This is a genomic window from Rhodococcus sp. APC 3903 (genome assembly GCF_030407755.1).
GTDB classification, from domain to species: Bacteria; Actinomycetota; Actinomycetes; order Mycobacteriales; family Mycobacteriaceae; genus Rhodococcus_F; species Rhodococcus_F erythropolis.
This window is the reverse complement of record NZ_JASDCV010000009.1, coordinates 146692-172010: the sequence shown is the minus strand read 5'-3', so window position 1 is coordinate 172010 and position 25319 is coordinate 146692. Positions and strand designations below refer to the sequence as shown.

General features: G+C 62.8%; 27 protein-coding genes and 1 other RNA gene. 22 read left to right on the top strand and 6 right to left on the bottom strand.

What is annotated here, in order from left to right; translation table 11 throughout:
• Positions 1-43: 43 nt before the first annotated feature.
• The gene (gene hisN / locus QMA15_RS15195; protein WP_019747847.1) at positions 44-826 is read right to left on the bottom strand and encodes a histidinol-phosphatase; all 783 of its coding nucleotides are present in this window, start codon (positions 824-826) and stop codon (positions 44-46) included.
• A 19-nt stretch (positions 827-845) separates the two neighbouring features.
• A complete protein-coding gene (locus QMA15_RS15190) occupies positions 846-1340 on the bottom strand; it encodes a carbonic anhydrase (RefSeq protein WP_019747848.1) in 495 nt (164 codons plus the stop codon).
• Positions 1341-1473: 133 nt separating this feature from the next.
• Here QMA15_RS15190 and prfB point away from each other — a divergent pair, with 133 nt between their 5' ends.
• From prfB to QMA15_RS15155, 7 genes are all read left to right on the top strand, one after another.
• The gene (gene prfB / locus QMA15_RS15185; protein WP_003942364.1) at positions 1474-2580 is read left to right on the top strand and encodes a peptide chain release factor 2; all 1107 of its coding nucleotides are present in this window, start codon (positions 1474-1476) and stop codon (positions 2578-2580) included.
• A gap of 22 nt (positions 2581-2602) precedes the next feature.
• The gene (locus QMA15_RS15180) at positions 2603-3487 is read left to right on the top strand and encodes a mechanosensitive ion channel family protein (RefSeq protein ID WP_019747849.1); all 885 of its coding nucleotides are present in this window, start codon (positions 2603-2605) and stop codon (positions 3485-3487) included.
• Complete coding sequence (locus QMA15_RS15175) at positions 3484-3969, top strand: hypothetical protein (protein WP_020907206.1); 486 nt, start codon at positions 3484-3486, stop codon at positions 3967-3969. The genes QMA15_RS15180 and QMA15_RS15175 overlap by 4 nt, the downstream gene beginning before the upstream one ends.
• A gap of 62 nt (positions 3970-4031) precedes the next feature.
• Positions 4032-4721 carry a cell division ATP-binding protein FtsE gene (ftsE, locus tag QMA15_RS15170; protein ID WP_003942294.1) on the top strand — a complete coding sequence of 230 codons (690 nt, stop codon included), beginning with the start codon at positions 4032-4034 and terminating at the stop codon, positions 4719-4721.
• Between the two features lie 81 nt (positions 4722-4802).
• Positions 4803-5708, top strand: a complete 906-nt coding sequence (gene ftsX, locus QMA15_RS15165; RefSeq protein ID WP_003942367.1) for a permease-like cell division protein FtsX — start codon at positions 4803-4805, stop codon at positions 5706-5708.
• A 76-nt stretch (positions 5709-5784) separates the two neighbouring features.
• Positions 5785-6258, top strand: coding sequence for an SsrA-binding protein SmpB (smpB, locus tag QMA15_RS15160; RefSeq protein WP_003942330.1), 474 nt, complete (start codon positions 5785-5787; stop codon positions 6256-6258).
• Positions 6259-6266: 8 nt separating this feature from the next.
• Positions 6267-7124 (top strand): DMT family transporter, encoded by an 858-nt coding sequence (locus QMA15_RS15155; protein WP_075832889.1) that lies wholly within the window; start codon positions 6267-6269, stop codon positions 7122-7124.
• 36 nt (positions 7125-7160) lie between these two features.
• Here the strand turns inward: QMA15_RS15155 and QMA15_RS15150 are convergent, their stop codons facing one another.
• Entirely contained in the window at positions 7161-7745 is a 585-nt protein-coding gene (locus QMA15_RS15150; protein ID WP_020969259.1) for an XRE family transcriptional regulator, read from the bottom strand.
• Between the two features lie 65 nt (positions 7746-7810).
• Between QMA15_RS15150 and QMA15_RS15145 the strand changes: the two genes are divergently transcribed.
• From QMA15_RS15145 to ssrA, 3 genes are all read left to right on the top strand, one after another.
• Entirely contained in the window at positions 7811-8758 is a 948-nt protein-coding gene (locus QMA15_RS15145; RefSeq protein ID WP_060938676.1) for an NAD(P)/FAD-dependent oxidoreductase, read from the top strand.
• Between the two features lie 20 nt (positions 8759-8778).
• Positions 8779-10317: an SDR family oxidoreductase gene (locus QMA15_RS15140; RefSeq protein WP_279163770.1), complete on the top strand. Its 1539-nt coding sequence runs from the start codon at positions 8779-8781 to the stop codon at positions 10315-10317.
• A gap of 66 nt (positions 10318-10383) precedes the next feature.
• Positions 10384-10754: a transfer-messenger RNA gene (gene ssrA / locus QMA15_RS15135) on the top strand.
• A gap of 89 nt (positions 10755-10843) precedes the next feature.
• On the opposite strand, the gene QMA15_RS15130 is transcribed toward ssrA, so the two are convergent.
• From QMA15_RS15130 to QMA15_RS15120, 3 genes are all read right to left on the bottom strand, one after another.
• Entirely contained in the window at positions 10844-11824 is a 981-nt protein-coding gene (locus QMA15_RS15130) for an alkaline phosphatase family protein (protein WP_279163771.1), read from the bottom strand.
• Positions 11825-11925: 101 nt separating this feature from the next.
• Complete coding sequence (locus QMA15_RS15125) at positions 11926-13209, bottom strand: HNH endonuclease signature motif containing protein (RefSeq protein WP_279163772.1); 1284 nt, start codon at positions 13207-13209, stop codon at positions 11926-11928.
• 108 nt (positions 13210-13317) lie between these two features.
• Entirely contained in the window at positions 13318-14133 is an 816-nt protein-coding gene (locus QMA15_RS15120) for a GNAT family N-acetyltransferase (protein WP_279163773.1), read from the bottom strand.
• A gap of 53 nt (positions 14134-14186) precedes the next feature.
• Here QMA15_RS15120 and QMA15_RS15115 point away from each other — a divergent pair, with 53 nt between their 5' ends.
• The 12 genes from QMA15_RS15115 (at position 14187) to QMA15_RS15060 (ending at position 25302) form a co-directional block, all read left to right on the top strand.
• Positions 14187-14819, top strand: coding sequence for an alpha/beta hydrolase (locus QMA15_RS15115; RefSeq protein ID WP_041814884.1), 633 nt, complete (start codon positions 14187-14189; stop codon positions 14817-14819).
• Positions 14816-16096 carry an FAD-dependent oxidoreductase gene (locus tag QMA15_RS15110; protein WP_019747859.1) on the top strand — a complete coding sequence of 427 codons (1281 nt, stop codon included), beginning with the start codon at positions 14816-14818 and terminating at the stop codon, positions 16094-16096. Before QMA15_RS15115 ends, QMA15_RS15110 begins: the two co-directional genes overlap by 4 nt.
• Entirely contained in the window at positions 16087-16830 is a 744-nt protein-coding gene (locus tag QMA15_RS15105) for a DUF1365 domain-containing protein (RefSeq protein ID WP_047889485.1), read from the top strand. Before QMA15_RS15110 ends, QMA15_RS15105 begins: the two co-directional genes overlap by 10 nt.
• Positions 16827-18116 (top strand): cyclopropane-fatty-acyl-phospholipid synthase family protein, encoded by a 1290-nt coding sequence (locus QMA15_RS15100; RefSeq protein ID WP_019747861.1) that lies wholly within the window; start codon positions 16827-16829, stop codon positions 18114-18116. The genes QMA15_RS15105 and QMA15_RS15100 overlap by 4 nt, the downstream gene beginning before the upstream one ends.
• A complete protein-coding gene (locus QMA15_RS15095; RefSeq protein ID WP_133728470.1) occupies positions 18113-19429 on the top strand; it encodes a cyclopropane-fatty-acyl-phospholipid synthase family protein in 1317 nt (438 codons plus the stop codon). Before QMA15_RS15100 ends, QMA15_RS15095 begins: the two co-directional genes overlap by 4 nt.
• The gene (locus QMA15_RS15090; protein WP_037130102.1) at positions 19426-20229 is read left to right on the top strand and encodes a DUF1295 domain-containing protein; all 804 of its coding nucleotides are present in this window, start codon (positions 19426-19428) and stop codon (positions 20227-20229) included. The genes QMA15_RS15095 and QMA15_RS15090 overlap by 4 nt, the downstream gene beginning before the upstream one ends.
• A gap of 23 nt (positions 20230-20252) precedes the next feature.
• Positions 20253-20630, top strand: coding sequence for a CrcB family protein (locus QMA15_RS15085; RefSeq protein ID WP_019747864.1), 378 nt, complete (start codon positions 20253-20255; stop codon positions 20628-20630).
• On the top strand, positions 20627-20971 hold the full coding sequence (crcB, locus tag QMA15_RS15080) for a fluoride efflux transporter CrcB (RefSeq protein ID WP_019747865.1): 345 nt from the start codon (positions 20627-20629) through the stop codon (positions 20969-20971). Before QMA15_RS15085 ends, crcB begins: the two co-directional genes overlap by 4 nt.
• A gap of 97 nt (positions 20972-21068) precedes the next feature.
• Complete coding sequence (pgm, locus tag QMA15_RS15075) at positions 21069-22706, top strand: phosphoglucomutase (alpha-D-glucose-1,6-bisphosphate-dependent) (protein ID WP_046378364.1); 1638 nt, start codon at positions 21069-21071, stop codon at positions 22704-22706.
• Between the two features lie 42 nt (positions 22707-22748).
• Positions 22749-24002, top strand: coding sequence for an MFS transporter (locus QMA15_RS15070; protein ID WP_084326404.1), 1254 nt, complete (start codon positions 22749-22751; stop codon positions 24000-24002).
• A 25-nt stretch (positions 24003-24027) separates the two neighbouring features.
• Positions 24028-24516, top strand: coding sequence for a MauE/DoxX family redox-associated membrane protein (locus tag QMA15_RS15065; protein ID WP_019747868.1), 489 nt, complete (start codon positions 24028-24030; stop codon positions 24514-24516).
• Between the two features lie 42 nt (positions 24517-24558).
• Positions 24559-25302, top strand: coding sequence for a DsbA family protein (locus QMA15_RS15060; protein ID WP_007731305.1), 744 nt, complete (start codon positions 24559-24561; stop codon positions 25300-25302).
• The last annotated feature ends 17 nt before the right edge of the window (positions 25303-25319 follow it).

Genomic DNA, 25319 nt, shown 5'->3' with positions numbered 1-25319 from the left:
CTCGGACCCTTGCGGCGGGTGGGATGTTCTGGTATCCGGGCGGTTACCGCAGGCGGGCCAGAACGTCTTCGTGCAGCAGTCCGTTGGTGGCGACCGCGCTGCCGCCGTGCGGACCTGCGCCGCCGTCCAGATCGGTGAACGCGCCGCCGGCCTCACGGACCAATACGTCGAGCGCTGCCAGATCCCACAGGGAAACCTCGGGTTCGGCAGCAATGTCGACGGCGCCTTCGGCCACTAGGCAGTAGGAGAAGAAGTCCCCGTAACCGCGCACGCGCCATACGTGGTCGGTGAGTTCGACGAACTGATCGCGAATTCCGCGGTCCTTCCACCCCGAGAGGCTCGAGAAGCTCAGGCTCGCTGACTCGCTGCGATCGACGGCGGATACCTGGATCGCCCGCGCATCACTGTCCCCGAAGGACGTATGTGCGCCCAAACCTGTTGCAGCCCACCATCGCCGATTCAGGGCGGGTGCGCTCACGACGCCGATAACGGGGACGCCGTCCTCGAGCAAGCTGATCAGCGTGGCCCACACCGGTACGTTGCGGACGAAGTTCTTGGTCCCGTCGATGGGGTCGACCACCCACTGCCTGCCCTCGAAGACTGCGTCGCCGCCGAATTCTTCGCCCAGTACGGAATCCTCCGGTCGGTGCTCACCGAGTGTCGCGCGCACTGCACGCTCGACAGCGAGGTCGGCGTCCGAGACAGGGGTGAGGTCCGGCTTGTCGTCGACTCGAAGATCGAGCGCACCGAAGCGGGCGCGAGTGATCGCGTCAGCCTCGTCGGCGATACGGAGGGCGAGTGCGAGGTCGGATGCGCGATCGGTCACGGGTACACAACCTACCGGCTCAAACGGGGAGGACTTCGTTCAGCTTTCCGGTGGCGACGTCGAAGACGAATCCGCGTAGGGAGGTCGTCGCGGTGACGAACGGACTGTTCTCGATGCGCTTCAACGACTGACGGACGTCCTCGTCGATGTCGGGGAACGATTCGGCAGCCCAGTTGGGTTTGATGCCGATCTCGTCCTGGATGGATCGCTTGAAGTCGTCGTCGGTGAACGTCAGCATTCCGCAGTCGGTGTGGTGGATGAGGATGATCTCGGTAGTTCCCAGCAGACGCTGGCTGATGGCGAGGGATCGGATCTCGTCGTCGGTGACGACTCCACCCGCATTGCGGATGACGTGCGATTCACCTTCCTGGATCCCCAGCACCCGATAGACGTCGATGCGGGCGTCCATGCAGGCGAGAACGGCAACGTGCTTGCTGGGTGGGAGGGGGAGCGGACCGGTGAACTGCTCGGCGTAGGCGGCGTTGTTCTGCAGGTATTCGTCGGTGACAGTCATCACTCCAGTAGGTTCCCTCGGACCCTGGTTGGCAAGGCTTCCAGTCGCGGTGATCCCAATAGGTGACGCACGGGGGAGCGGACAGGGTGACGCACAGCAGAGCCCAGGTCGGCACCCGGTAGCCTTGAGAACCGTGCATCCCGACGTAATTGCAGACCTGAACGCCCTCGACACCACCCTTCGCACCTGCGAATCGGTTGTGGACGTCGAGGAGCTGCGCCGACGCATCGACGAGCTCGAGCACCAGGCGGCCGACCCCGGTCTGTGGAACGACCAGGAACACGCCCAGCAGGTCACCAGCCAGCTCTCCCACGCCCAGGCGGAGCTTCGCCGCATCGTTGCACTGCGCGAGCGGCTCGACGAGATGCCGATCCTCTACGAACTGGCAGAAGACGAAGGCCCCGACGCGGTGGCCGATGCCGACGCCGAGCGGGCGAGCCTGCGTGACGACATCGCGGCGATGGAAGTCAAGACCATGCTGTCGGGCGAGTACGACGAGCGCGACGCACTCATCAACATCCGCTCCGGCGCCGGCGGTATCGACGCCGCAGACTGGGCCGAGATGCTGATGCGTATGTACATCCGCTGGGCAGAGAAGCACGACTACGGCGTCGAGGTCTACGACACGTCGTACGCCGAAGAAGCCGGACTCAAGAGCGCGACGTTCGCGATCAAGGGCCCGTACACCTACGGAACGCTGTCCGTCGAGATGGGCACCCACCGGCTCGTCCGAATCAGCCCGTTCGACAACCAGGGGCGTCGCCAGACGTCGTTCGCCGAGGTCGAGGTCCTGCCGGTCGTCGAGACGACCGACCACATCGAGATCAACGAGAACGACATCCGCGTCGACGTCTACCGCTCGTCCGGTCCGGGTGGTCAGTCCGTGAACACCACTGACTCCGCCGTTCGACTCACACACATCCCGACGGGAATCGTCGTCACCTGTCAGAACGAGAAGTCGCAGCTCCAGAACAAGGTGTCGGCGATGCGCGTCCTGCAGGCCAAGCTGCTCGCGGTCAAGCGTCAGGAAGAGCGCGCCGAGATGGATGCGCTCAAGGGCGACAGCGGCAGCTCGTGGGGCAACCAGATGCGTTCCTACGTTCTGCATCCGTACCAGATGGTCAAGGACCTGCGTACCGAGTACGAGGTCAACAACCCGTCGGCAGTGCTCGACGGCGACATCGACGGGTTCCTCGAGGCCGGCATCCGCTGGCGCATGAGCGAGAACCAGTCCGCATAGCGTTCGGATACCGAAAGGCACGATGACTTTACTTCGACCTGGGCAGAACCTGCTCGATTGGCTTCAAACCACCGGTTTGTCCGTCCTCATGACCGTGCTCGGCGCGATGATTCTCGCCCGGTTGGTCAGTTGGGGCGGCAACAAGGTCACCGACCAGATCGACTCCAACTATCAGTTGGGCGATGCGCTGGTTCGCTCCGAGGCGACCAAGCATCGCCACTCGGTCGCGCAGGTCATCACCTGGGTGGTCATCACGTTCATCTACGTGATCGCGACGCTGAAGGTTCTCGACCAACTGAACTTGCCGATCGGAAGTCTGGTGGCGCCGGCGACTGTGCTCGGTGCGGCGCTCGGTTTCGGTGCACAGCGCGTCGTGCAGGACATTCTTGCCGGTTTCTTCATCATCACCGAACGCCAGTACGGCTTCGGTGACACCGTCCGGCTTGCGATCACCGGCTCCTCCGACGACGCCGAAGGTGTCATCGAGGACGTGACCCTGCGCGTGACGCGGATGAGAAACTCCGACGGCGAGGTCATCACCGTTCCCAACGGCCAGATCGTGAAAGCGACCAACCTGTCCAAGGACTGGGCACGCGCCGTCATCGACGTTCCGGTTCCGGCGACTGCCGACCTCACCCGGGTCAACGAGGTACTTCGTCAGGTCGGAGTCGACGCGATGGCTGACCGTGGACTCAAGAAACTGCTGCTCGACGAGCCCACTGTCATGGGCGTCGAAAGCCTCGAGGTCGATCAGGTCAACGTGCGGATGGTTGCGCGCACGCTGCCTGGCAAACAATTCCAGGTCGGGCGAGCACTTCGTGTCCGCGTCGCCGCAGCACTGCGACGTCAGGGGATCACGGTGTCACCGGATCTGCACACCGCACGGACCGAGGAGGCGAGCGAATGACCGATCAGGAACCGCGCCGCGGACTCGACCGCCTGATTCACCTGGACTGGCTTCCGTCACGGATCTTCGGTGGCCGGATGCGCACCTCGACGTTCATTCTCGTGGTCGCCTGGATCCTCACGTATCTGCTGCACACGTACCTCAATCCGGAAGAAACGGCAGCAAACCCGCCGCCGAGCGTCGACACGTCGCAGACCGAGCCGTACGTCGCGCCTTCGGTCAAACAACCGTCGACGACGACCCCCGTGCCGTCCTCGACCGAGCAGACGACCACCTCCGAGGCTCCGTCCTCGGAATCGAGTACGGGCAGCTCCGGTTCTCCGACGCCGACTTCTGGTCCAGCGCCTGCTCCGGGAAACGCCGAACAGTCTGCGACCACAGTGCCGACGACTCCTGCGACGACGACCGTCCCGCAACCTGGCGCGGCAATGCAGGCACCGACGTCGGTGCCACAGTCACCTGCGACCACCGGTACCGGATAAGGACGAGGGTGCTCGCGCGTGGCGCCAAGGTCACCGTTAGATAACGGCTAGACTGGCTAGTTGTGATCAGCATGAAGAATGTGTCGAAGTCCTACAAGGCCTCCACCAGGCCGGCGCTCGACAAAGTCAGCGTGGAGGTGGAGAAGGGGGAGTTCGTCTTCCTCATCGGCCCCTCCGGCTCCGGCAAGTCGACGTTCATGCGGTTGCTGCTCAAGATGGAGTCGCCCACGTCCGGTGACATCGAGGTCGCGGATTTCCACGTCAACAAGTTGGCGGCCCGCCGCGTGCCGAAGCTTCGCCAGAGCATGGGTTGTGTTTTCCAGGACTTCCGCCTGCTTCAGCAGAAGACGGTGTCCGAGAACGTCGCCTTTGCGTTGGAAGTCATCGGCAAACCCCGCAACGTCATCGCGCGCACTGTGCCCGAGGTTCTCGACATGGTCGGTCTGGCCGGCAAAGCCGATCGACTGCCCACCGAACTCTCCGGCGGTGAGCAGCAGCGCGTCGCCATCGCCCGCGCATTCGTGAACCGCCCGCTCGTGCTGCTCGCCGACGAGCCCACCGGCAACCTGGACCCCGAAACGAGCCAGGACATCATGCTGCTGCTCGAGCGGATCAACCGCACAGGCACCACCGTCGTCATGGCGACCCACGATCACCACATCGTCGACTCCATGCGTCGACGCGTCATCGAACTCGATCTCGGCAAGGTGACCAGAGACGAAGCGCGGGGTGTGTACGGCGTCGGCAGGTAGCGCCGACTACGACCACACGTCCCGTACGCCCACCGGTTGTCGTGAAACAACCGGCCTCTCGAAAAGGAATCGGATTCCCCGATGCGCGCCAGCTTTATTTTCAGCGAAGTACTGACCGGCCTACGCCGCAACATCACGATGACCATCGCCATGATCTTGACGACGGCGATCTCCCTCGGTCTCTTCGGCGGTGGTCTGCTGGTCGTGCAGATGGCAGGCAAGACCCAGCAGATCTTCCTCGAACGCGTCGAGGTGCAGATCTTCCTGACCGACGACATCTCTTCGGCTGATCCCGGTTGCGAGCAGGAGATCTGCAGTTCGTTGCGCAAGGAACTCGAGCAGACTCCGTCCGTCGTCGCGGTTCAGTACCTCAACCGCGAAGACGCCGTGAAGGACGCCACCGAGCGCGTGTTCAAGGACCAGCCCGAGCTGGCAGCGCTGGTGAGCCCGGACAGCTTCCCGGCGTCGTTCAAGGTCAAGCTCAGTGACCCGGAGCGGTTCGGCGTCATCAACGACACCTTCGGTTCGAGGCCCGGCGTCGAGAGTGTGCTCAATCAGCGCGAGTTGGTGGACCGACTGTTCAGTGTGCTCGGTGGAGTGCGCAACGCAGCGTTCGCGATCGCGATCGTCCAGGCGATCGCGGCCATCCTGCTGATCGCCAACATGGTCCAGATCGCCGCGTTCACGCGTCGTACCGAGGTCAACATCATGCGGTTGGTCGGCGCGACGCGGTGGTACACCCAGCTTCCGTTCCTCCTCGAAGCCGTCGTGGCGGCCTTGATCGGTGCGGTGCTCGCCATTGCCGGACTGTTCACGGCGAAGAACGTCTTCATCGACGGGGTCCTGTCCGATGTCTACGAAGCCAATATCGTGGCGCGGATCTCCAACAGTGACGTGCTGTTCGTCTCGCCGATCCTCGTACTTGCCGGCGTCGGAATGGCCGCGGTGACGGCGTACGTGACACTGCGTCTGTACGTCCGCGAATAATCGGTTTGCACGAGCTTCTATGCTGGAACAGCAAGAACCATTCGACAGCAAGACAGCGGACTGAGAGGCCCGGACAGTGAAGGAAAAGGGCCGCAAGGTCATTGCGACCAATCGCAAAGCACGCCACAACTACACGATCATCGACACCTACGAGGCCGGTATCGCGCTCGTCGGGACCGAGGTCAAGAGTCTGCGTGAAGGCAAGGCGTCGCTCGTTGATGCGTTCGCCACCGTGGACAACGGCGAAGTGTGGTTGCGCTCGTTGCACATTCCGGAGTACACGCAAGGCACGTGGAACAACCACTCACCGCGTCGCACCCGAAAGCTCCTGCTGCACAAGCGTGAGATCGAGCACCTCGTCGGCAAGACCCGCGAGGGAAACCAGACACTGGTTCCGCTGTCGATGTACTTCAACGACGGCAAGGTCAAGGTCGAACTCGCGCTGGCAAAGGGTAAGCAGGACTACGACAAGCGCCAGGACATGGCCAAGCGGACCGCCGAGCGCGAGGTGACTCGCGAGCTCGGTCGTCGTATCAAGGGCATGCGCTGACCTCCATCCTGCTTGCCCTCGTGGCGGCAGTTGCCTACGGAGTCAGCGACTTCGTCGGGGGAGTTGCATCACGACGAGTTGCCGCACTGCGTGTGGTGATCGTCTCGTATCCGCTCTCGCTCGTCATCGTTCTGATCGCAGCACCTTTCGTTTCCGGGACGCTGACGCTGAACGGTTTGATCTGGGGCGCGATCGCGGGCGTCACGAGTGGTCTGGCGGTGTGGTGGTTCTATCTCGCGCTGGCAACTGGCCCAATGTCGGTGGTCTCGCCGCTGACAGCTGTTCTGGTGGCGGGTATTCCGGTCCTCGTCGGATTCGCTTTCGGTGAGCGGCCGGGGTTGATCGCGTACCTGGGTATTGCCGTCGCGCTGGTCGCCGTCGTCCTGGTCAGCCGCGAGTCGCCTGACGACACCGCGGGTGAGGTTGCCGGCGGAATCACTCTCCGCTTCACCAGGCAAGTGGCGCTTCTGACCGTCGGAAGCGGCGGCGCATTTGCTCTCTCGTTCATCGCACTTCACCAGATCGGCGAGGGCAGCGGGCTTTGGGCGTTGGCCGTATCTCGCGGCGCCGCGACCGTCGTGGTGTGGTTGGTCGCGCTGGCGGCCGGTCACTTCGTTCTCCCACGAGGCGAGCCACTCAAACTCGCGGTGTACGTCAGCGTCCTCGACGTCGTCGCGAACGGGACGATGATCTACGCCTTCCAAGGCGGAATGCTCTCACTGGTCAGCGTGATCGGTTCGCTGTATCCGGCTGCGACGGTTCTGCTCGCCATGGTGATGCTGGGCGAGCGAGTAAGCCGCGTGCAACAAGCAGGAATGCTGTTGGCGCTGGCGGCAGTCGGCATGATTGCCGTCGCGGGTGCCTAGATTTTTTCGAGTTCCAGCGTTTTCAGTCCTAGTGTTTCAGCTGCGTCTGTCGGCCGGCGCTGCGCGTAGGTGAACACGCTCGCCCTGTTTCCCGAAGAGACTGATCGCCTCCGCTGGCCGGCCGTCGGCAGCGCTGATGCGGTGCGGAATGTGGGTGTCGAACTCGGCGGCCTCACCTGCCCCCATGATGAAATCTCGGTCGCCGAGTTGGAGTCGGATGCGCCCGGACAGAACGTAGACCCACTCGTAGCCCTCGTGGGATCCCGGTTCGCGATCGTCGTCGGTGGGGGAGATGATCATCTTGTAGGCCTGGAGGTTGCCGGGCTGACTGGTCAGCGGAATGACCGTCATACATCCGACCGTTCGCGGTTCTTCTCGAACGCGGGGGTCCTTGATCTTGCTGTTCACCAGGTCGTCCAACGGGACGCCGTGTGCCTTGGCGATCGGCAGCAGCAACTCCAAGTTGGCTCGGCGAGTACCGGATTCGAGTCTCGAGAGTGTGCTTACGCTGATGTCGGTGGTCTCCGACAGGTCGGCCAGGGTCATGTCGGACTGCTGGCGCAACGCACGTAGGCGAGGGCCGATGCCGGCTAGAACGGCTTCGAACGATGTTTCGGTCATGGATCTATTTTGCCAAAGCGGCAACAGTGTTTGTCAAGAACGCGGTCTCTTGTCATTCTGGATTCATGACGCAGAACTCATTCGACGTAGCAGTAATCGGAGCCGGCGCGGCAGGGCTGAACGCCGCACTCATCCTTGGTCAGGCACGCAGGTCCGTGATCGTCTTCGACAACGGATCACCACGGAACGCGGCCGCCGATCACATGAACGGATTCCTCTCCCGCGACGGCATGAACCCCGCCGAATTGTTGACCATCGGCCGAGGTGAGGTCCGCAAATTCGGCGGCGAGTTCCATGACGGCACCGTTGTCTCCGTGACACGGGACGGCGAGAAGTTCTCGGTAGAACTGGCTGACGGCAGCAAGATTCAGGTGCGCAAGGTCCTCGTTGCAACGGGTCTGACGGACCGCCTGCCGGACGAACTCGAAGTCTTCGGCGAGCGTTGGGGCCGCGACGTGTTGCACTGCCCGTACTGCCACGGGTACAGCGTGCGCGATCAGCCGCTTGGCGTGATCGCCAAGAGCGCGGAATTTGCGATGCACCAGGCCCTCATGGTTCGCCAGTGGTCCGACGACGTAGTTCTCTTCCTCCATCGAATCACCGAACTGAGTTCCGAAGATCGGGAAAAGCTTGCAGCTCGCGATATTTCGATCGTCGAGGGTGAGGTCGCTGGTCCCGTCGTCGAGGATGATCGGTTGGTGGGCGTGCGGTTGGCAGACGGCACTGTGGTCGCGCGTTCGGCGGTCTTTGTCGGTGGCGCTCTCACGATGGACCCCAACGATGCGATCTTGCGCGCATTCGGCGCGCAGCGCGCTGAGACGATGATGGGCGATTTCGTCACAGTCGACATGATGGGGGCGACGAGCGTGCCCGGCGTGTTCGCTGCGGGCAACGTCGTCGACCCGGGTGCCCAGGTCATCATGGCCGCAGCCGCCGGGGCGAAGGCTGGAGCGGGGATCAACATGATGTTGACCAACGACGACCTCGAGGTTGCACTGGCGCTTCGCAGTTGAATTGTGCGTAGCGTGGGGTGATGGACGCAGTGAGAGTGTTGATCACGGGTGCGACCGGATACATCGGCGGACGTCTTGCCCCTCGTCTGGTCGAAGAGGGCCATCTAGTTCGAGTTGTGGTGCGCAGCCCGGAGAAACTACGCGATGTTCCCTGGCATGATTCCGTGGAGATCAAGCGTGGGGATCTGACCGACAGTGCCTCCCTCTCAGGTGTTTTCGACGATATCGACGTGGTCTACTACCTCGTTCACGCCATGGGCGGTGGAGGGTCGTTCTCGGATATCGACAAGCGAAGCGCGGAGAACGTCGCCGCCGCTGCCCGCGATGCGGGGGTGCGCCGGATCGTGTACCTGGGCGGGCTTCATCCGTCCGACCGAGAGTTGTCGACTCACTTGCAGTCTCGGCTCGAAGTCGGTCGGATCCTCCTCGACTCCGAGGTTCCGACCGTTGTATTTCAAGCTGGGGTGGTGATCGGATCGGGTTCGGCGTCCTTCGAAATGGTGCGCCACTTGACCAATCGGCTTCCGGTGATGACCACACCCAAGTGGGTGCACAACAACATTCAGCCGATCGCGGTGCGTGACGTACTCCACTATTTGATCGCAGCCGCGGCGACAACGCCGGAGGTCAACCGCGCCTTCGACATCGGTGGGCCAGATGTCATGCAGTACGGCGAGATGATGAACACCTACGCCGACGTCGCAGGATTGGTACGCCGACGCATCCTCGTCTTGCCCGTCCTCACCCCGCGTCTGGCAGGTCACTGGGTGGGATTGGTCACGCCGATCCCGCGGGGCTTGGCGATGCCACTGATCGAATCACTGCAGAACGACGCGGTGATGCACGACCACGACATCGACGACTTCATCCCGCCTCCGGCCGGTGGCCTCACACCGTACCGGGAAGCTGTGCGTTTGGCGCTTCGCAAGATCGAGACCGGTGAGGTGGAGACGGCGTGGTCCGGTGCGACGATCGCGGGAGCGCCGTCCGATCCTCTTCCGTCCGACCCGGACTGGGCAGGGGAGGCAGTTTACGTAGACCACCGCGAACGTGACTGTGCTGCGGATCCGAAAACCCTCTGGTCGGTCGTCGAGTCGATCGGCGGCGAGAATGGTTGGTATTCATTCCCTTTGGCGTGGGCCATCCGGGGGTGGATGGACCGCGCGGTCGGCGGGGTCGGACTGCGCCGGGGTAGGCGGGATCCACGTCGGCTCAACACCGGTGAAGCCCTGGACTTCTGGCGGGTCGAAGAAATCGATCGAGGCAAGTTGCTCCGATTGCGCGCCGAGATGAAGGTCCCGGGCGGAGCATGGTTGGAGTTGCGAGTGTCGGAAGGTCCGGCGGGTGCGGATGGACGGCCGGTGGGTTCGCATCTCGATCAGCGTGCGGTCTTCTTCCCTCGCGGGCTCGCCGGCCGGGCGTACTGGTACTCGATCCTGCCTTTCCACGGAGTGGTCTTCCAGGGGATGATCACCAACATCACCGGTGCTGCAGAGCGTGAGACCGCAGCAATCAGGGAATCAGCTGCGGCGCAGGACACGGAAAGTGCCGCCGATTAATTGGTATGACTTCCGAACTTCGGCGCGTTATAGTGAATAGCCCCACGAAAGACGCGGGGCACACACGGGGCTGAACGGTTTCGACTGCGTGTGTTGAGTTAGGGGAAGCGTGTCGGTGCAGGCAAGAGACCACCGTAAGCGTCGCTGCAAACCTATAAGCGCCGATTCCAATCAGCGCGACTACGCTCTCGCTGCCTAAGTAGCGAAGCGTGTCTGTCAGCCCGGGGTTGCCCTCGACCCGGTTCCTGGCATCAGCTAGAGGGCTTTACTGTTCGGCTCGGTCACGGAGTCGAATGGGACACCAAACAGTGACTGGGATCGTCATCCTGGCTTGTTCGCGAGACTGGGAGATCCAAGTAGAGACTTAGCGAACTGCACACGGAGAAGCCCTAGCGATTCAACGTAGGACCCGGGTTCAATTCCCGGCAGCTCCACAACAGGTCGGGCCGGAGAGCACACGCTCTCCGGCCCGACCTTTTTGCGGTCTTGCTGCGGCACTCTGCTGAGCGCCCGGGTCTTCTTGCGATCAGGAGCCGAAGAATCCCAGGTCGACCGAGCCGACGAAGCCGGGAGCTTCCTTGGCCAGCGGCTTTCCGTCCAGATCGGCAGGCAATGCAACGCCCAGGCTTTGGAGGATGGTCGGCGTGATGTCGGCGATCGTGTACGCGTCGGTGGTCTTGCCGGCCGCGTATCCCGCACCGCGTGCAATGACGAATGTCGTTGCTTCCGCCGGCGTCTGGCCACCGTGCCCTCCAGCAGGCTTGTGGCCGTGATCCGCAGTGACCAGAACCGTCCACTTCTCACCGGTCTTCGCTGCGCGTTGATCAACGGCATCGACAATCTTGCCCACCTGAGCGTCGACCGAGGCAATGGACTCTTCGTACGCAGCGCCGTTGGTGCCGCCGCTGTGCCCCGCGCCGTCCACCTGATCGAGTTGGGTGAAGATCAGGTCAGGTCCCTTGTCGGTGATGTCGCGGGCGACGGCGTCAGCGGTCGCAGCATCGGTGGCCGCTCCGGAACCTGCATCGGCAGTGGTGACGACAACGTCGGCTTTCGGCGTGCCGCTGGATGCGATGTTGTCGATGCCGCCCCAGGTGGAGATCGACTCGGTGAGCAGAGAGGGCTGTGCAGTTTCCAACCGTGTGAACACGCTCGGGTACAGGTCGAAGCGGGCGCCTGCGTACGTGTTGTCCTTGACACCGTGCTTGGTGTCCCAGACTCCGGTCAGGATGGTCGACCACGACGGTCCGGAGATGGTGGTGTGGCCGAGGATGGAAGATTCTCCGCTGGTTCCTTCGGCGATCAGCTTCTGGAGACGGGGAGCGTCGGCGGTCTTGATGTGGCTGAGCATGGTGCCGTCGAGGCCGATGACAACTGTCTTCTCGGCGGCCGACGGATTGAGGTCGGACGATCCGGGAATTGCTGCAGCAGTTGCAGTTCCGGCAGTAACAGCGCCGGCGAGGAGGAGTGTGATAGCGGCTGAGGTGCGTGCGATTTTCTTGGTCACGCTAAAGATATTGCGATAGGACTAGACCAATTGCACTACCTGAATGCGAGGGTTGTCCGATTGTTCACGACGGATTCAGATTGGACTAGACCAATGTTTGCTCACGCGGCCCAGCCGTCGAGGATGGCGCTGACCGCGTGATCGAGGTGGAGGGGCTCCCCGCTCCACGCCGGCACGATCGCGTCGTCGGGTACCTCTCCGCGCAATAGGTCATCGGCGAACCCCTCTGTTGGCGGTGCTGTGTCGATGACGTCTCCATTGGTGTAGTGGAACTCGAACTTCTGCTCGCCGAGTGCAGAGATCGTGAACCTGCCGTCGTGCAGCGCGCGGTGGCAGGTACCGCAAAGCATGATCAAATTGTCCAAGTCCGTATTGCCGCCGCGTCCCCAGAATTTCACGTGATGTGCGTGCAGGAAGCGGGTCCGTCCGCATCCTGGTATGCGGCAGCATCCGTCGCGGTAGTTCAATGCCAACATTTGTTTAGCGCTGACGACGCGAGTCCGCCGACCCAGATTCAGAACGCATCCTTCCTTGGTCGTTCCCAGGCGAAGCTTGGCGTTGCAGAGCACTTCCTCAGCGGCATTTTGAGGCAATGCGGGTCCGCTCGGCACTCGGACGGTGTTCGCTTCGTGGAAGAACACAACTTCGTTCGCGGCGGCCTTGGGCGTGCGGTCCGTGACTGCGGCGGTGGCGAGCTCTGCCATCGCGACGAGACCTGGCCCGATATTTCCGACCGGGTTCTTTGCGCCCTTCTCGTCGACGGGGCGGATGGCGGCGATTCGGGTGCGTTCGCCTTCCGCCACACCTAACGCTGCGAGGATTCGGGCGCCGTCCTGCGCAGGCAGGCGTCCTTTGATGACAAATTCGCCCGTATCCGGGTCCCAATGCCAGCGGACCTGAAGATGTTCGACCGCTTTGGTTTTGCCGGATTCGTTGTCGGTTGCTTTACGCAGACCTGCGGCGAGACGATCGATCTGGGCTGCGGGCGCCTCACATCCGAACCGAACCATCTGCTTTTCGTTGGAGGGCGTGGTGACCCGGGTGAGGGCGCGAACCTTCGAGTAGGACAGGCGGCCTTGCTCGAAGGCCTTCCGCATCTCGGGCAAAGGTCGGAGCGCTTTGGCGACGCGAACGTATTCACGGCCGGTGTGCAGGCTCATTCCGCACTTCCACGACAACCAGTGGGCGCACGAGTGAAGTCCCGGACCGGTCCATCCGCGGTCTTCGTCGAATTTCGACAGGAGGGTAAGGAATCGAGCCGTGGCCGCGGCGATCTGGCCGGCGAGGGCGCAGATTTCCGGGCCGAGCTGATCCACGTCGTCTCGGGCGGAACCCTGCGTTTCTTCATCGATCAGTGGTGCGTTCTCGATTAATGCTGCGTTCATGGTTGCCCCCCGGCTCGCGTCCGACATCGTTTCGAATGTACGTTCGATGATAGATGTGGGTGCCGACACCTTCACGGATACGGGGTGAAAGCGTCCCCGCGGGGACGTCTAACTGCTTCCGATCGAGTACTCGGCGTAGGTGCCGACATCCTTGAAGCCGAGGTTTCGATAGAGCTGTGCGCCGTCGCTGGACGCCTGAAGTACTGCTGTTCGGGCACCTCGCTCGCGGGCGATGTCGAGTCCGGCAAGGGTGACCGCCGAGCCGAATCCGCGTCGGCGAGCCGTTTCGAGTGTGACGACGCCATACAGGCCGGCGACGCCGGCGGCAAAGTGGACCTCGGCTCCGGCGACAGGCTGGGAGTTCGCGTACGCCACGACAAACGAACTCCGCGAACGCTCATCGAGGGCGGCATCAGCGGTGTCTTCGAAGAATCCAATTACTGCGGCCGAGGGCGGCGACCAGTTGGCGGCCATCACGGCGGCGTAGTCGGCGAGCTGGGTACGAGTAGTCACCCGATGAACGGAGAGTTCTGGGACAGGCGTCGGATGAGGGACGACGTCAAGGTCCGCCGTCATCGCTCGTTCTTCCTCGGAGCGCACGCAGCCGAGGGTGGACAGGCGAGCCCCGAGGTCAGAGGGATTATCGCGGGGTCCGGTCCACCAGGAGAACGGACGTCCGGTTGCCCGAATCGAGGCGAGGATGTCGATCAGTCGCCGATCTTCGGGCCCGTCGGCAGGTACGGCGAAGCGAGCACCAGCGATGATGTTGAAAGTGTCGTCGGCGAGGCCGCTGTCTGCGACGACAACGTCCGCAGTGACCGTGACCGATGCAGTCGGCAAGTGTTCATGCAGGTGGCAGGCATGGGAAACCAAGTTGGCGTCCATGGCGTCGAGGACGTCACCGACGAGTGCTTCACGATTCACAAAAGAAATTCTACGAACCCCATCCAAATGGTTTTCGGCTCCGAATGCCATGCATGACGCCCAACCGACGGCAACAGCAGGACGGTGACCAGCACCTGGTGGTGCTCGTGCTGCCTGGAGGAAAGGTCTCGAGCCATCGCCCGGCTCGCGCCTGGCATCTGTCCAACCTTCGGATGCGCCCGTTCACCGCTCAGCTTCGCCGCTCCGGTGTGAGAGCGGTGCAGGCTCGCTATCGGGTGCGTGGTTGGAACGGTGCCGAGCGCAGTCCGGTCGCCGACGCGCGAGCCGCACTCGACGCGATAACGAAACGTAATGCACAAGCTCGGGTGATTTTGCTGGGCCACTCGATGGGCGGACGGGTCGCCGCCGAACTGTGTGGCGATCCGGCGGTGGTCGGTGTGGTTGCGCTGGCGCCGTGGTGGCCCGATGGAACGTCGGTGAATCTGCGTTCGGACACACCACTGGTTGTGCTCCACGGCACGGCCGACTCGTGGACCGACCCGGCAGCGTCTCGTCGGAAAGTTGACGAACTGCAGAAGTCGGGTAACAGCGCTGAATGGATCGGCATCGACGGCGCAGGCCACTTCATGCTCCGTCGGGCGGCGACCTGGCATCGCCTCGTCGCGGATGCAATCGCACGAATGAGTCGCGGGGTAGCCGCAACAAAGATGGGAGAACGACGATGAGTTCCGACAAGCGCAAGGTGGCCGTCGTCGGTAGTGGTGTCGCAGGTCTGACAGCGGCGTGGGTGCTCAGTAAGGACAGTGACGTCACCCTCTACGAAGCGGATTCACGGCTCGGCGGGCACGCGGACACCCATTCGGTCACCGACCCGGAAGGGCGAAGCCTCGCCATCGACACGGGGTTCATCGTTCACAACGATCGCACCTATCCGACATTGTTGCGATTGTTCGCAGAACTCGATGTGCCTACGCAGGAATCCGACATGAGTATGTCGGTCAGGTGTGGGGGTTGCGGTCTCGAGTACTCGGGGGGCCAAGGGTTGCGCGGCGTTCTCCCGACGCCGGGGCTCCTTGTCAACGGCAGCTTTCTGTCCATGTTGATGGAGGTCAAGCGCTTCCATCGCCGTGCCCGCGCCCTGCTCGACAACACGGATCCGTCGGCACCCGACCAGACACTGGGAGTGTTTCTGCGCAGCGGCCGGTTCTCCGACTACTTCACCGCTCACTTCATGACTCCGCTCGTGTCGGCAGTCTGGTCGTGTGATCCCGGCTCGGCGCTGAAGTATCCCGCGCGGTACCTGTTCTCGTTCCTCGATCACCACGGAATGCTGAGCGTCACTGGATCGCCGACCTGGCGAACAGTCACCGGTGGATCGGGCGAATACGTTCGTCTCGTCGCCAAAAGTATCGGGGATATCCGCCTGAACACGCCAGTTCGCGCCGTCCACCGGTTTGACGATCGCGTCGACATTCGTGACGGCGACGACCAGATCCAGACCTTCGACGCAGTTGTGGTCGCAACGCATCCGCAGCAAGCACTGAAGATTTTGGCGGATCCGACGCCTGCCGAATCCCAGGTCCTCGGCGCAATGCCGTACTCCGTCAACCACACCCAACTTCACACGGACGAAAATGTGCTGCCCGGCAACACCAATGCGCGCGCGTCGTGGAACTACTACATCCCTGAATGCAACGCGAAGCCAGATCACGTTCTGGTCAGCTACGACATGACGAGGTTGCAGCGGCTGCCGGAGACCGGTCGGCGCTACCTGGTGACGTTGGGGGGAGACGAAATGGTGTCCCCGGACTCGGTGATCGATCAGATGACCTACGAGCATCCGCAGTACACACCCACCTCCGTCGCCGCTCAAGCGCGGCTTCCCGAGTTGGACTCGGACGTGCTCGCGTTTGCCGGTGCGTACCACGGATGGGGCTTCCACGAGGACGGTGCACTGTCTGGCCTGCGTGCCGCCGAACGCGTCGGAGGTCGGTGGCCGTGACTGCACCCATCACGCCGTCCATCGTTCATACGAGCATCCGGCACGTACGAACGGAGCCGTTGCACAACGAGTTCGAGTACCGAAGCTACAGCTGGCTCGTCGACGTCGACGATCTGCCCGAGCTCCCGAAGGCTTTGCGACCCTTGGCGAAGTTCGACGCCGGAGATCACCTCGGCGACCCCACCCGATCGATTCGTGCCAACGTCGAGTCTTTTCTGGCAACTAACGGATTGGAGTTCGCCGGCGGCCGCATCCTCATGCTTGCGAACGCACGTGTTCTCGGGCATGTGTTCAACCCACTGAGTGTGTTCTGGTGTCTGAACGACGACGGCAGTCAGCGGTGCGTCGTTGCCGAGGTTCACAACACCTACGGCGAGCGGCATTGCTACCTGCTCGAAACCGACGAACGCGGCGGGGCTCGCACGTCCAAAGAGTTCTACGTGTCTCCATTCAACGATCTGGACGGCGAGTACCGGATGCGATTACCGCTACCCGACACCGCGCTCGCGCTCTCGATAGTTCTGGCCCGTGACGGCAAGGCGCCATTCGTAGCCACGGTGTCCGGTCGTTGTGTGCCGGCGACGACGCGCGAGATCGTCCGCAGTGCGCTCTCCATCCCGCTGGCTCCGCTCCGAGTCGCCGCGCAGATCAGATTTCAAGGAATCCGGCTGTGGGCCAGGCGCTTACCTATCGTTCCCCGACCGCAACATCACCCGCAGGAGGCAGTGCAATGACCACGACCACTCTCGGCACCGAACCTTCCGCTCACACGATCGAATCCGAGCGGTGGCCGGGCGTTGCCACGGTGCCCAGCGGTTTCAAAGTGAGGGTTGCGTCGCCGGTTGCCCGCGCTCTGTTCCACAAGGCGGTCGCGCGCTTGCCGCTGCGCGTTCAGATGCCCAACGGTGAGTTCTCCGGTGGAGGCAGTCCGGATTCGCCGTTGATGGTCATCCACCGTCCAGACGACTTCGCTGCTCGTGTGGGCGACAGTGGGTTGATCGGATTCGGCGAGTCGTACATGGCGGGCGATTGGGAAGCCTCCGATCTCACCGCGGTCCTGGAAGTCTTCGCCTCCCGGGTGGCGACGCTGATTCCCGACTTCCTGCAGCGGCTACGAGGCCTCTACATTCCGAAGCAGCCTCGCAGTGAGCGGAATTCGACGCAGAACACGCGCTCGAACATCTCCCGGCACTACGACCTCTCGAACGAGATGTTCGAACTGTTCCTCGACGACACCATGACGTATTCCAGTGCTCTCTTCGAGGATCTGTCGGTAGGAGCTACCCCGTCGTGGGACGCGTTCGCAGCGGCTCAGCATCGGAAGATCGATCGTCTGCTGGACGGTGCGGGTGTCGGTCCCGGTTCGCGAGTACTCGAAATCGGCACCGGCTGGGGAGAATTGGCGATCCGAGCAGCCGAGCGCGGAGCAACGGTGCGCTCAGTGACACTGTCGGTCGAACAGCAGGAATTGGCAGCGAAGCGGATAAGCGCTGCGGGACTGGCAGATCGCGTTCAAGTCGACCTTCTCGACTATCGGCAGGTACAGGGGGAGTACGACGCCGTCGTGTCGGTCGAGATGATCGAGGCTGTCGGCCACCAGTACTGGGGAAGCTACTTCCAGACGATCGACGCCCTGCTGGCGCCGGGTGGGCGCGCGGCGATCCAAGCCATCACGATGCCGCACGATCGGATGCTCGCGACCCGCAACACGTACACCTGGGTGCACAAGTACATCTTCCCCGGCGGATTTCTCCCGTCGGTGCGGGCGATAGAGGACGTCACCGAACGCATGACAACCCTTCGGGTGCGTGAGCGGATGTCGATGGGCGATCACTACGCGCAGACGTTGCGGCTGTGGGACGAGCGTTTCAGTGCTCGCACCGACGAAGCGTCCGCGCTCGGGTTCGACGCAGTGTTCGCGCGCATGTGGCATTTCTATCTCTGCTACTCCGAGGCGGGGTTTCGCTCGGGGTATCTCGACGTCCAGCAAATTGTTCTCGATCGGAGGAACCAGCGATGACCGCCACGATGGATCGAACGGCACAAGGTACCGGCGTTGCGGGCCGTCTCTCGGACATCCTCAGTCCACTTGTCGGCGGCGAACTTCCGGTGAGATTGACTGCTTGGGACGGCAGCACAGCAGGTCCGGAAGATGCTCCGAAAGTGACGCTCTACAGCCCGAATGTGCTGCGACGCTTGCTCTGGAATCCCGGCGAGTTGGGAGCGGCGCAGGCATATGTTCTCGGTGAACTCGACGTCGAAGGCGATCTCGGTGATGCGCTCACACACGTGTGGAAGGTCTCTGCCGAGCGGGGGCTCGGGTCGATCACCCCGACCCCGTCTCTCGTCCTGGCCGCGGTCAAGGCTGCGCGATCCTTCGGTGCTTTCGGGAGACCTTTGGCTCCACCGTCGTCGCAGGCTCAGGTGAAGGGCCGCTTGCACAGTCTCGCGCGCGACCGCGAGGCGATCGGGCACCACTACGATTTGTCGAACGATTTCTACCAACTGATCCTCGATGAGAACATGGCGTACTCCTCGGGCTATTGGACTTCCGACGCGCCGGAATACACGCTCGAAGACTCACAGACAGACAAGCTGGATCTGGTGTGCCGCAAGGTCGGTCTCGATCGGGCGCGAGGCCTGCGGTTTCTCGATGTCGGCTGTGGTTGGGGCTCGCTGAGCCTGCATGCAGCGCGTGAGTACGGCGCTCGGGTTGTCGGCATCACGATCTCGGCGGAGCAGAAAGCTTTTGTCGACGCGAAGATCCGCGCACTCGGTTTGGAAGACTGGGTCGAGATCCGGCTCCAAGATTATCGTGAGATTCCGGACGGGCCCTTCGATGCGGTCGCGTCGATCGAGATGGGTGAGCACGTCGGTGAGGACAACTATCCGACATACGTGAAAGCGCTCCACGACAACGTTATTGCCGGCGGCCGTGTGCTGATTCAGCAGATGTCACGCACCGGTGCGCACCCCGGAGGAGGTCCGTTCATCGAGTCGTTCATCGCGCCGGACATGTACATGCGGCCGGTCGGTCGCACTGTTGCGATGATCGAGGAAGGTGGACTCGAAGTCCGGGACGTGCACGCCCTGCGTGAGCACTACGTGCGGACAGTCGACGCGTGGATCGAGACTTTCGAATCGAACTGGGATCGCGTCGTGGATCTCGTGGGTGTCGAAGTCGCTCGGGTGTGGCGTCTCTACCTCGTCGGCGGAGGAATGGCATTTCGGGACGGCAGGATGGGCGTCGATCAGATTCTGTCGGTCCGGCCGCACGGTGATGGTCGATCGGGCATGGAACCGGTCCGGCCGCAGTGGGTGTCGCGGCGATGAACGGATTCGACTGGGGCGCATTCGGAGTGGTCACGCTCACGAGCCTGTTGGCGATCGCCGTCGGAATGGCAGTGACAGCCACCATCGGTGTACGGATCGGGCGGCACAATGTTGTCGACGTGTCGTGGGGCGCCGGCTTCGTTCTGATCGCGCTCGTGTCCGCGATAGTGGGAACCGGCGACCTCTGGCGCCGGTTGCTGATGCTTGCGCTGGTGGCGATCTGGGGTCTGCGGTTGGCGACGCACATGGCGATCAGATCCCGCGGCAAGGGTGAAGACCCGCGGTACGAAGAAATGCTCGGACGAGCGACGGGTAATCGAACGCTGTATGCGATCCGCAAGATTTATCTCACGCAGGGGATTTCGTTGTGGTTCGTCTCCCTGCCTATCCAGGTCGCAGCAGTATCGAACGGCAGCTTCGGGCTTCTTGTTGTGCTCGGTATCGCGCTGTGGATTGTCGGCGTCACGTTCGAGACGGTCGGCGACCGGCAGATGGAGGAATTCAAATCCGATCCGGGTAGCCGTGGCCACATCATGGATCAAGGGTTGTGGGCGTGGACGCGGCATCCCAACTATTTCGGCGACGCATGCGTCTGGTGGGGGATCTTCCTCGTCTCGGCGTCCGTGTGGCCGGGAGTGTTGACTGTCCTCTCGCCGATCGCCATGACATACTTCCTGGTCTTCGCCACCGGTGCGCGGTTGCTCGAGCGACATATGGAACAGCGTCCGGGTTATCGCGAGTATCAGCAGCGGACAAGTTACTTCATTCCGCGCCCGCCGAAAGCCCGATCCGGGACGTAGGCTCTTTCGGGTGAGGCGAGAGCATGGGTGATCTGAAGCTGCCGGGTGCGGTGGGAGCGGTTGCCGTCGGCGGAGCATTGGGGGCACTGAGTCGATACGGGCTGGGGGAGCTCTTTCCCCACATCTGGACGACGCTGGTCATCAACGTCGTCGGCTCGTTCGTTCTCGGTGTTCTCGCGGCCCTGCTCGTCCACAACAAGGTTGGGTACCTCTTTCTCGGCACCGGGTTCTGTGGCGGCTTCACCACTTTCTCGTCCTTCGCGGTTCACGCCGTGACGGAGAGTCCGTGGCGATCGATTCTCTATGTACTCGGGACACTGATTCCCGCGATCCTCGCCGCTGCACTGGGCAAAGGGCTCGGTGAACGCTGGATCCGCGCGCGGGACGGAGCGTCGGCATGACAGTTCTCCTGGTGGCACTCGGCGGCGGCGCTGGTGCGAGTGGCCGGTACCTGTTGGCGCGGTATGTGCCCGCGTACAAGGGATTCCCGGCTGCGACGTTCGCCGCCAACGTGATCGGCTGCTTCCTCCTTGGATTATTCACCGGGGCAGCTCTTTCCACCGAGATGGCTGCACTTCTGGCGACCGGATTCTGCGGTGGCTTGTCCACCTACTCGACCTTTGCGAACGAAAATGTCGGGATGGTCGAGAGGCGCCAGACGGCCCTCTCGCTGATCTACATCGTCGTCAGTTTGATCGTCGGACTGTCCGCTGCGTGGTTGGGAATCCAGATCACGGATTGACCGATCCGGCGTCGAGCGTGCACGCCACGCGACCAGGGTAGACAATTGTCCACAGTCGCGTCGACACAGTGGTCGACCACCGGGCCGAGGGGGATTCGTGGCGCACGAACGAGCAGGACAAGTGGCTCTGCCAGAGGATCTGATCGACGTTCCTCATCTGGTCACCGCGTATTACACGCGCATCCCGGATCCCGAGAACCCGATGCAGCAGGTACTTTTCGGCACTTCGGGACATCGCGGTTCCAGTCTCGACGCGGCGTTCAACGAAGCTCACATCCTGGCGACAACCCAGGCGATTGTCGAGTACCGTGCTTCGCAGGGCATCGACGGACCACTGTTCATCGGCCGCGATACACATGCGCTCTCGGAGCCTGCCTGGCTGTCGGCCTTGGAGGTCCTGGTCGCCAACGACGTCGTCGTCCTCGTCGATTCACGTGATGCCTACACGCCCACCCCGGCGGTCAGTCACGCGATCTTGCGGTACAACTCGACGGGACCGGAGGCAAAGGCCGACGGCATCGTCGTGACGCCTTCACACAATCCGCCGCGTGACGGCGGCTTCAAATACAACCCGCCACACGGCGGACCCGCGGATACGGATGCGACGTCGGTTATCGCCGATCGAGCGAACGAGCTACTGCGCAAGGGGCTTTCCGGGGTACGGCGTGTCACGGCGGCGCAGGCACTGGACCGCGTTGAACGCTACGACTTCCTCCGGTACTACGTCGAAGACCTCCCCTCTGTCCTCAACCTCGATGCAATCCGCGATGCCGGAATCAGGATCGGTGCAGATCCCCTCGGCGGGGCAAGCGTCGACTACTGGGGCGCGATTGCCGAAACTCATCGACTCGACCTCGAAGTGGTGAATCCGCTCGTCGATCCGACCTGGCGATTCATGACGCTCGACACTGACGGCAAGATCCGCATGGACTGCTCGTCGCCCGACGCGATGGCGTCGCTGATCGGAATTCGGGATCGCTACGACATCGCGACCGGAAACGATGCAGACTCCGACCGCCATGGCATCGTCACGCCCGACGGCGGTTTGATGAACCCGAATCACTATCTCGCCGTTGCCATCGAGTATCTCTTCGCGAACCGGCCAGGGTGGCGCGCAGACACCAAGGTGGGCAAGACACTCGTGAGTTCCTCGATGATCGACCGCGTGGTCAGCAGTGTGGGCCGCGAATTGCTCGAGGTTCCAGTCGGTTTCAAGTGGTTCGTTCCCGGTCTGCTCGACGGGTCGGTGGGATTCGGCGGCGAGGAAAGCGCCGGTGCATCCTTCCTCCGCCACGACGGTTCCGTCTGGACGACGGACAAGGACGGCATCATCCTTGCGTTGCTCGCGTCGGAAATCACCGCGGTGACGGGAAAGTCTCCGTCAGCGCATTACGACGCGTTGGCCGAGAAGTTCGGGAGCCCGGCGTACGCGCGGATCGATGCGCCCGCGACACGCGCACAGAAGGCAGTCTTGGCGAAACTGTCTCCCGATCAGGTGAGTGCGACCGAACTGGCGGGTGAACCGATCACGGCGACACTGACCGCGGCGCCCGGAAACGGCGCGGCGATCGGTGGTCTCAAGGTGACGACAGAGAACGCGTGGTTTGCAGCGAGGCCGTCCGGCACGGAGGACGTGTACAAGATTTATGCCGAGTCGATGAAGGGCGCCGATCATCTGGCTCAGGTTCAGGCAGCGGCCAAGGACCTGGTGTCCGGCGTCTTGAAGGCGAACTAGCTCGCGGACCGCTCGTGTCGCCCGGCTAGAATTCCGGGCGACATGAAAACTCGTGCAGCCAAGCTGCCACAGGAAATTTGGGTACTGGTCGCCGCCAGCTTCGTCATCGCCCTCGGGTTCGGGTTGGTCGCTCCGGCTCTACCGCAGTTCGCGCGCAGCTTCGACGTATCGGTCACCGCCGCCACGATCGTGATCTCGTCTTTCGCATTCATGCGATTGGTGTTCGCGCCGATGAGCGGCACTTTGGTACAGAAACTCGGTGAGCGTCCGGTCTACATCGTCGGCCTTTTGATCGTCGCGGTCTCGACCGGTGCGTGCGCTTTCGCCGGGGAGTACTGGCAACTTCTGCTGTTCCGGTCGTTGGGCGGTATCGGGTCGACGATGTTCACGGTGTCGGCTCTCGGGCTGATCATTCGCATGTCACCGCCGGACAGTCGCGGCCGCGTCTCGGGGCTGTACGCGACAAGCTTTCTCATGGGATCGATCGGCGGCCCGCTGGTCGGCGGTGCGCTGTTGCAGTTCGGTCTGCGGATGCCGTTCATCATCTACGCAGTTGCGCTGGTGATCGCCGCGCTCGTTGTCTTCGTGAGCCTGCGTGGATCTCACCTGGCGTCACCGGACAAGGCTGTCGATGTGAAGTCGATGACTCTCACCGAAGGGCTCCAGTCGCCGGTGTACCGGGCAGCGCTCGGATCGAACCTCGCCTTCGGCGGGGTGATCTTCGGAGTTCGCGTTGCCATGGTCCCTCTGTTCGTCGTGGAGTTCCTCGACCGAGACCCGTCGATAGCGGCCTACGCTCTCACGATCTTTGCCGTCGGAAACGCGTTGGTGTTGATCGTGTCCGGACGACTCTCGGACCGCTTCGGACGCAAGCCCTTTGTGGTGAGCGGTCTGCTCATCTGCGGTCTGGGAACCATCGCAATGGGATTCACCGACAACCTTGTGGTGTTCTTCGCCATCGCCGCAGTGACTGGTGTCGGCTCCGGGCTCATGAGTCCGGCCCAGCAGGCCGCGGTTGCCGATGTTGTCGGATCGACGGCCCGAGGCGGACCCGTTCTGGCGGTATTCCAGATGATGTCCGACATCGGTGGGGTAGTGGCGCCGATTTGTGCCGGGCTGATCGCCCAGCATGTGTCGTACTCGGCGGCCTTCGCGGTGATGGGAGCCGTAGTCGTCGTGTCGGCGACGGGTTGGTTGTTCGTTCCGTCGCGAACGAAGCCCGTCGAATCCGTCGTCGAAGATCTGACTGATGTGACGGTGCTAACGGATACTCCTGCGCGGACAAACCTGGACTGACCGGGCATTCTGTACTCTCGATCGGGTGGCAATTCGCATCGTGAGTCTTGTGGCCCGATTGGGTTTGGCGGCCGTTTGGCTGATTTCCGGGGGACTCAAGTTCTTTGATCCCGTGCAGACGAAGATCGCGGTGCGCGCCTATCAACTGTTGCCCGAGTCGCTGGTAGGTCCGGTGGCGACGGCTCTTCCCCTGGTCGAAATAGTGCTGGGCCTGCTGATCCTCGTCGGGCTGGCGGTGCGAGTATCCGCTGCGGTCTCGGTGGTCATCCTCACGGTTCTCATTGCGGTGATCATTTCGGTGTGGGCCAGGGGATTGTCCATCGACTGCGGATGTTTCGGCGGCGGAGGTGCAGCCGACGTCGGCGCTTGGGACTATTTGAAGGAGATTCTCCGGGACCTCGGCTTCTTGGCACTTGCCGTCTGGCTGCTCGTGTTCCCGCGTTCGCCGCTCGCATTGGGGCCCGGATCACGCGCGGCGTTCTCAGTGGATACTCAGTCTTCAGTGGCAAGGTAAGCAATCGGTAAATCGTTTCGACGCACGAAGGACTGCATCAGCGTGAGCACCAAGAGCAGCAAGAACAAATACTCGCCGGAACCGGTCTCGAGCCGCTCCACCTACATCATCGGTGGCCTCGCGGTGCTCGTGATCGCGGCCCTCGTCATCGGCGGTGTCTTGTGGACGAACAGCAAGAACAAGCCCCAGAACGACGGCTACGGCTCCGTGCAGAGTTCCGAAGTTGCCGTCACGGTGCAGGACAACGGAGTGGTGCTGCTCGGCAAGCCCTCCGCCGCGACGACCATTGATCTCTTCGAGGATCCGCTGTGCCCGGCCTGCGCTGCTCTCGAGCACCTCAGTGGCCAGGCTCTCGCGGCCGCCGTCGACAACGGTGACGTCGCCGTGCGGTACCACATGCTGAACTTCCTCAACCGGGCGTCGGGCAGTGGTGACTACTCCACACGGGCCGGCGCCGCTCTGCTCTGCGTCGCTCAGGGTGGTGACGCGATCGCGTACTCCGCATTCCACAACAAGCTTTTCGCGACCGACACGCAGCCTGCCGAGGGCGGCAGCAGCGATCACACCAACGACGACCTCGCCCAGATCGCTCGTGATGCGGGCGCATCCGAGGACGTGGCAACCTGCATCTCTTCCGGTACCAACGTCGAAGCAGCCGCGGCCAATGCTGCAGCCGCCAGCCAGGCGCTCAAGGATGTCGGGTCGAACGGGACGCCCACGGTAGTGGCGAACGGCAAGATCGTTGACACGGGCAGTAGCGACTGGGTTTCCAAGCTCTCCTCCTGAGTTGAAGCGGCCGCTCG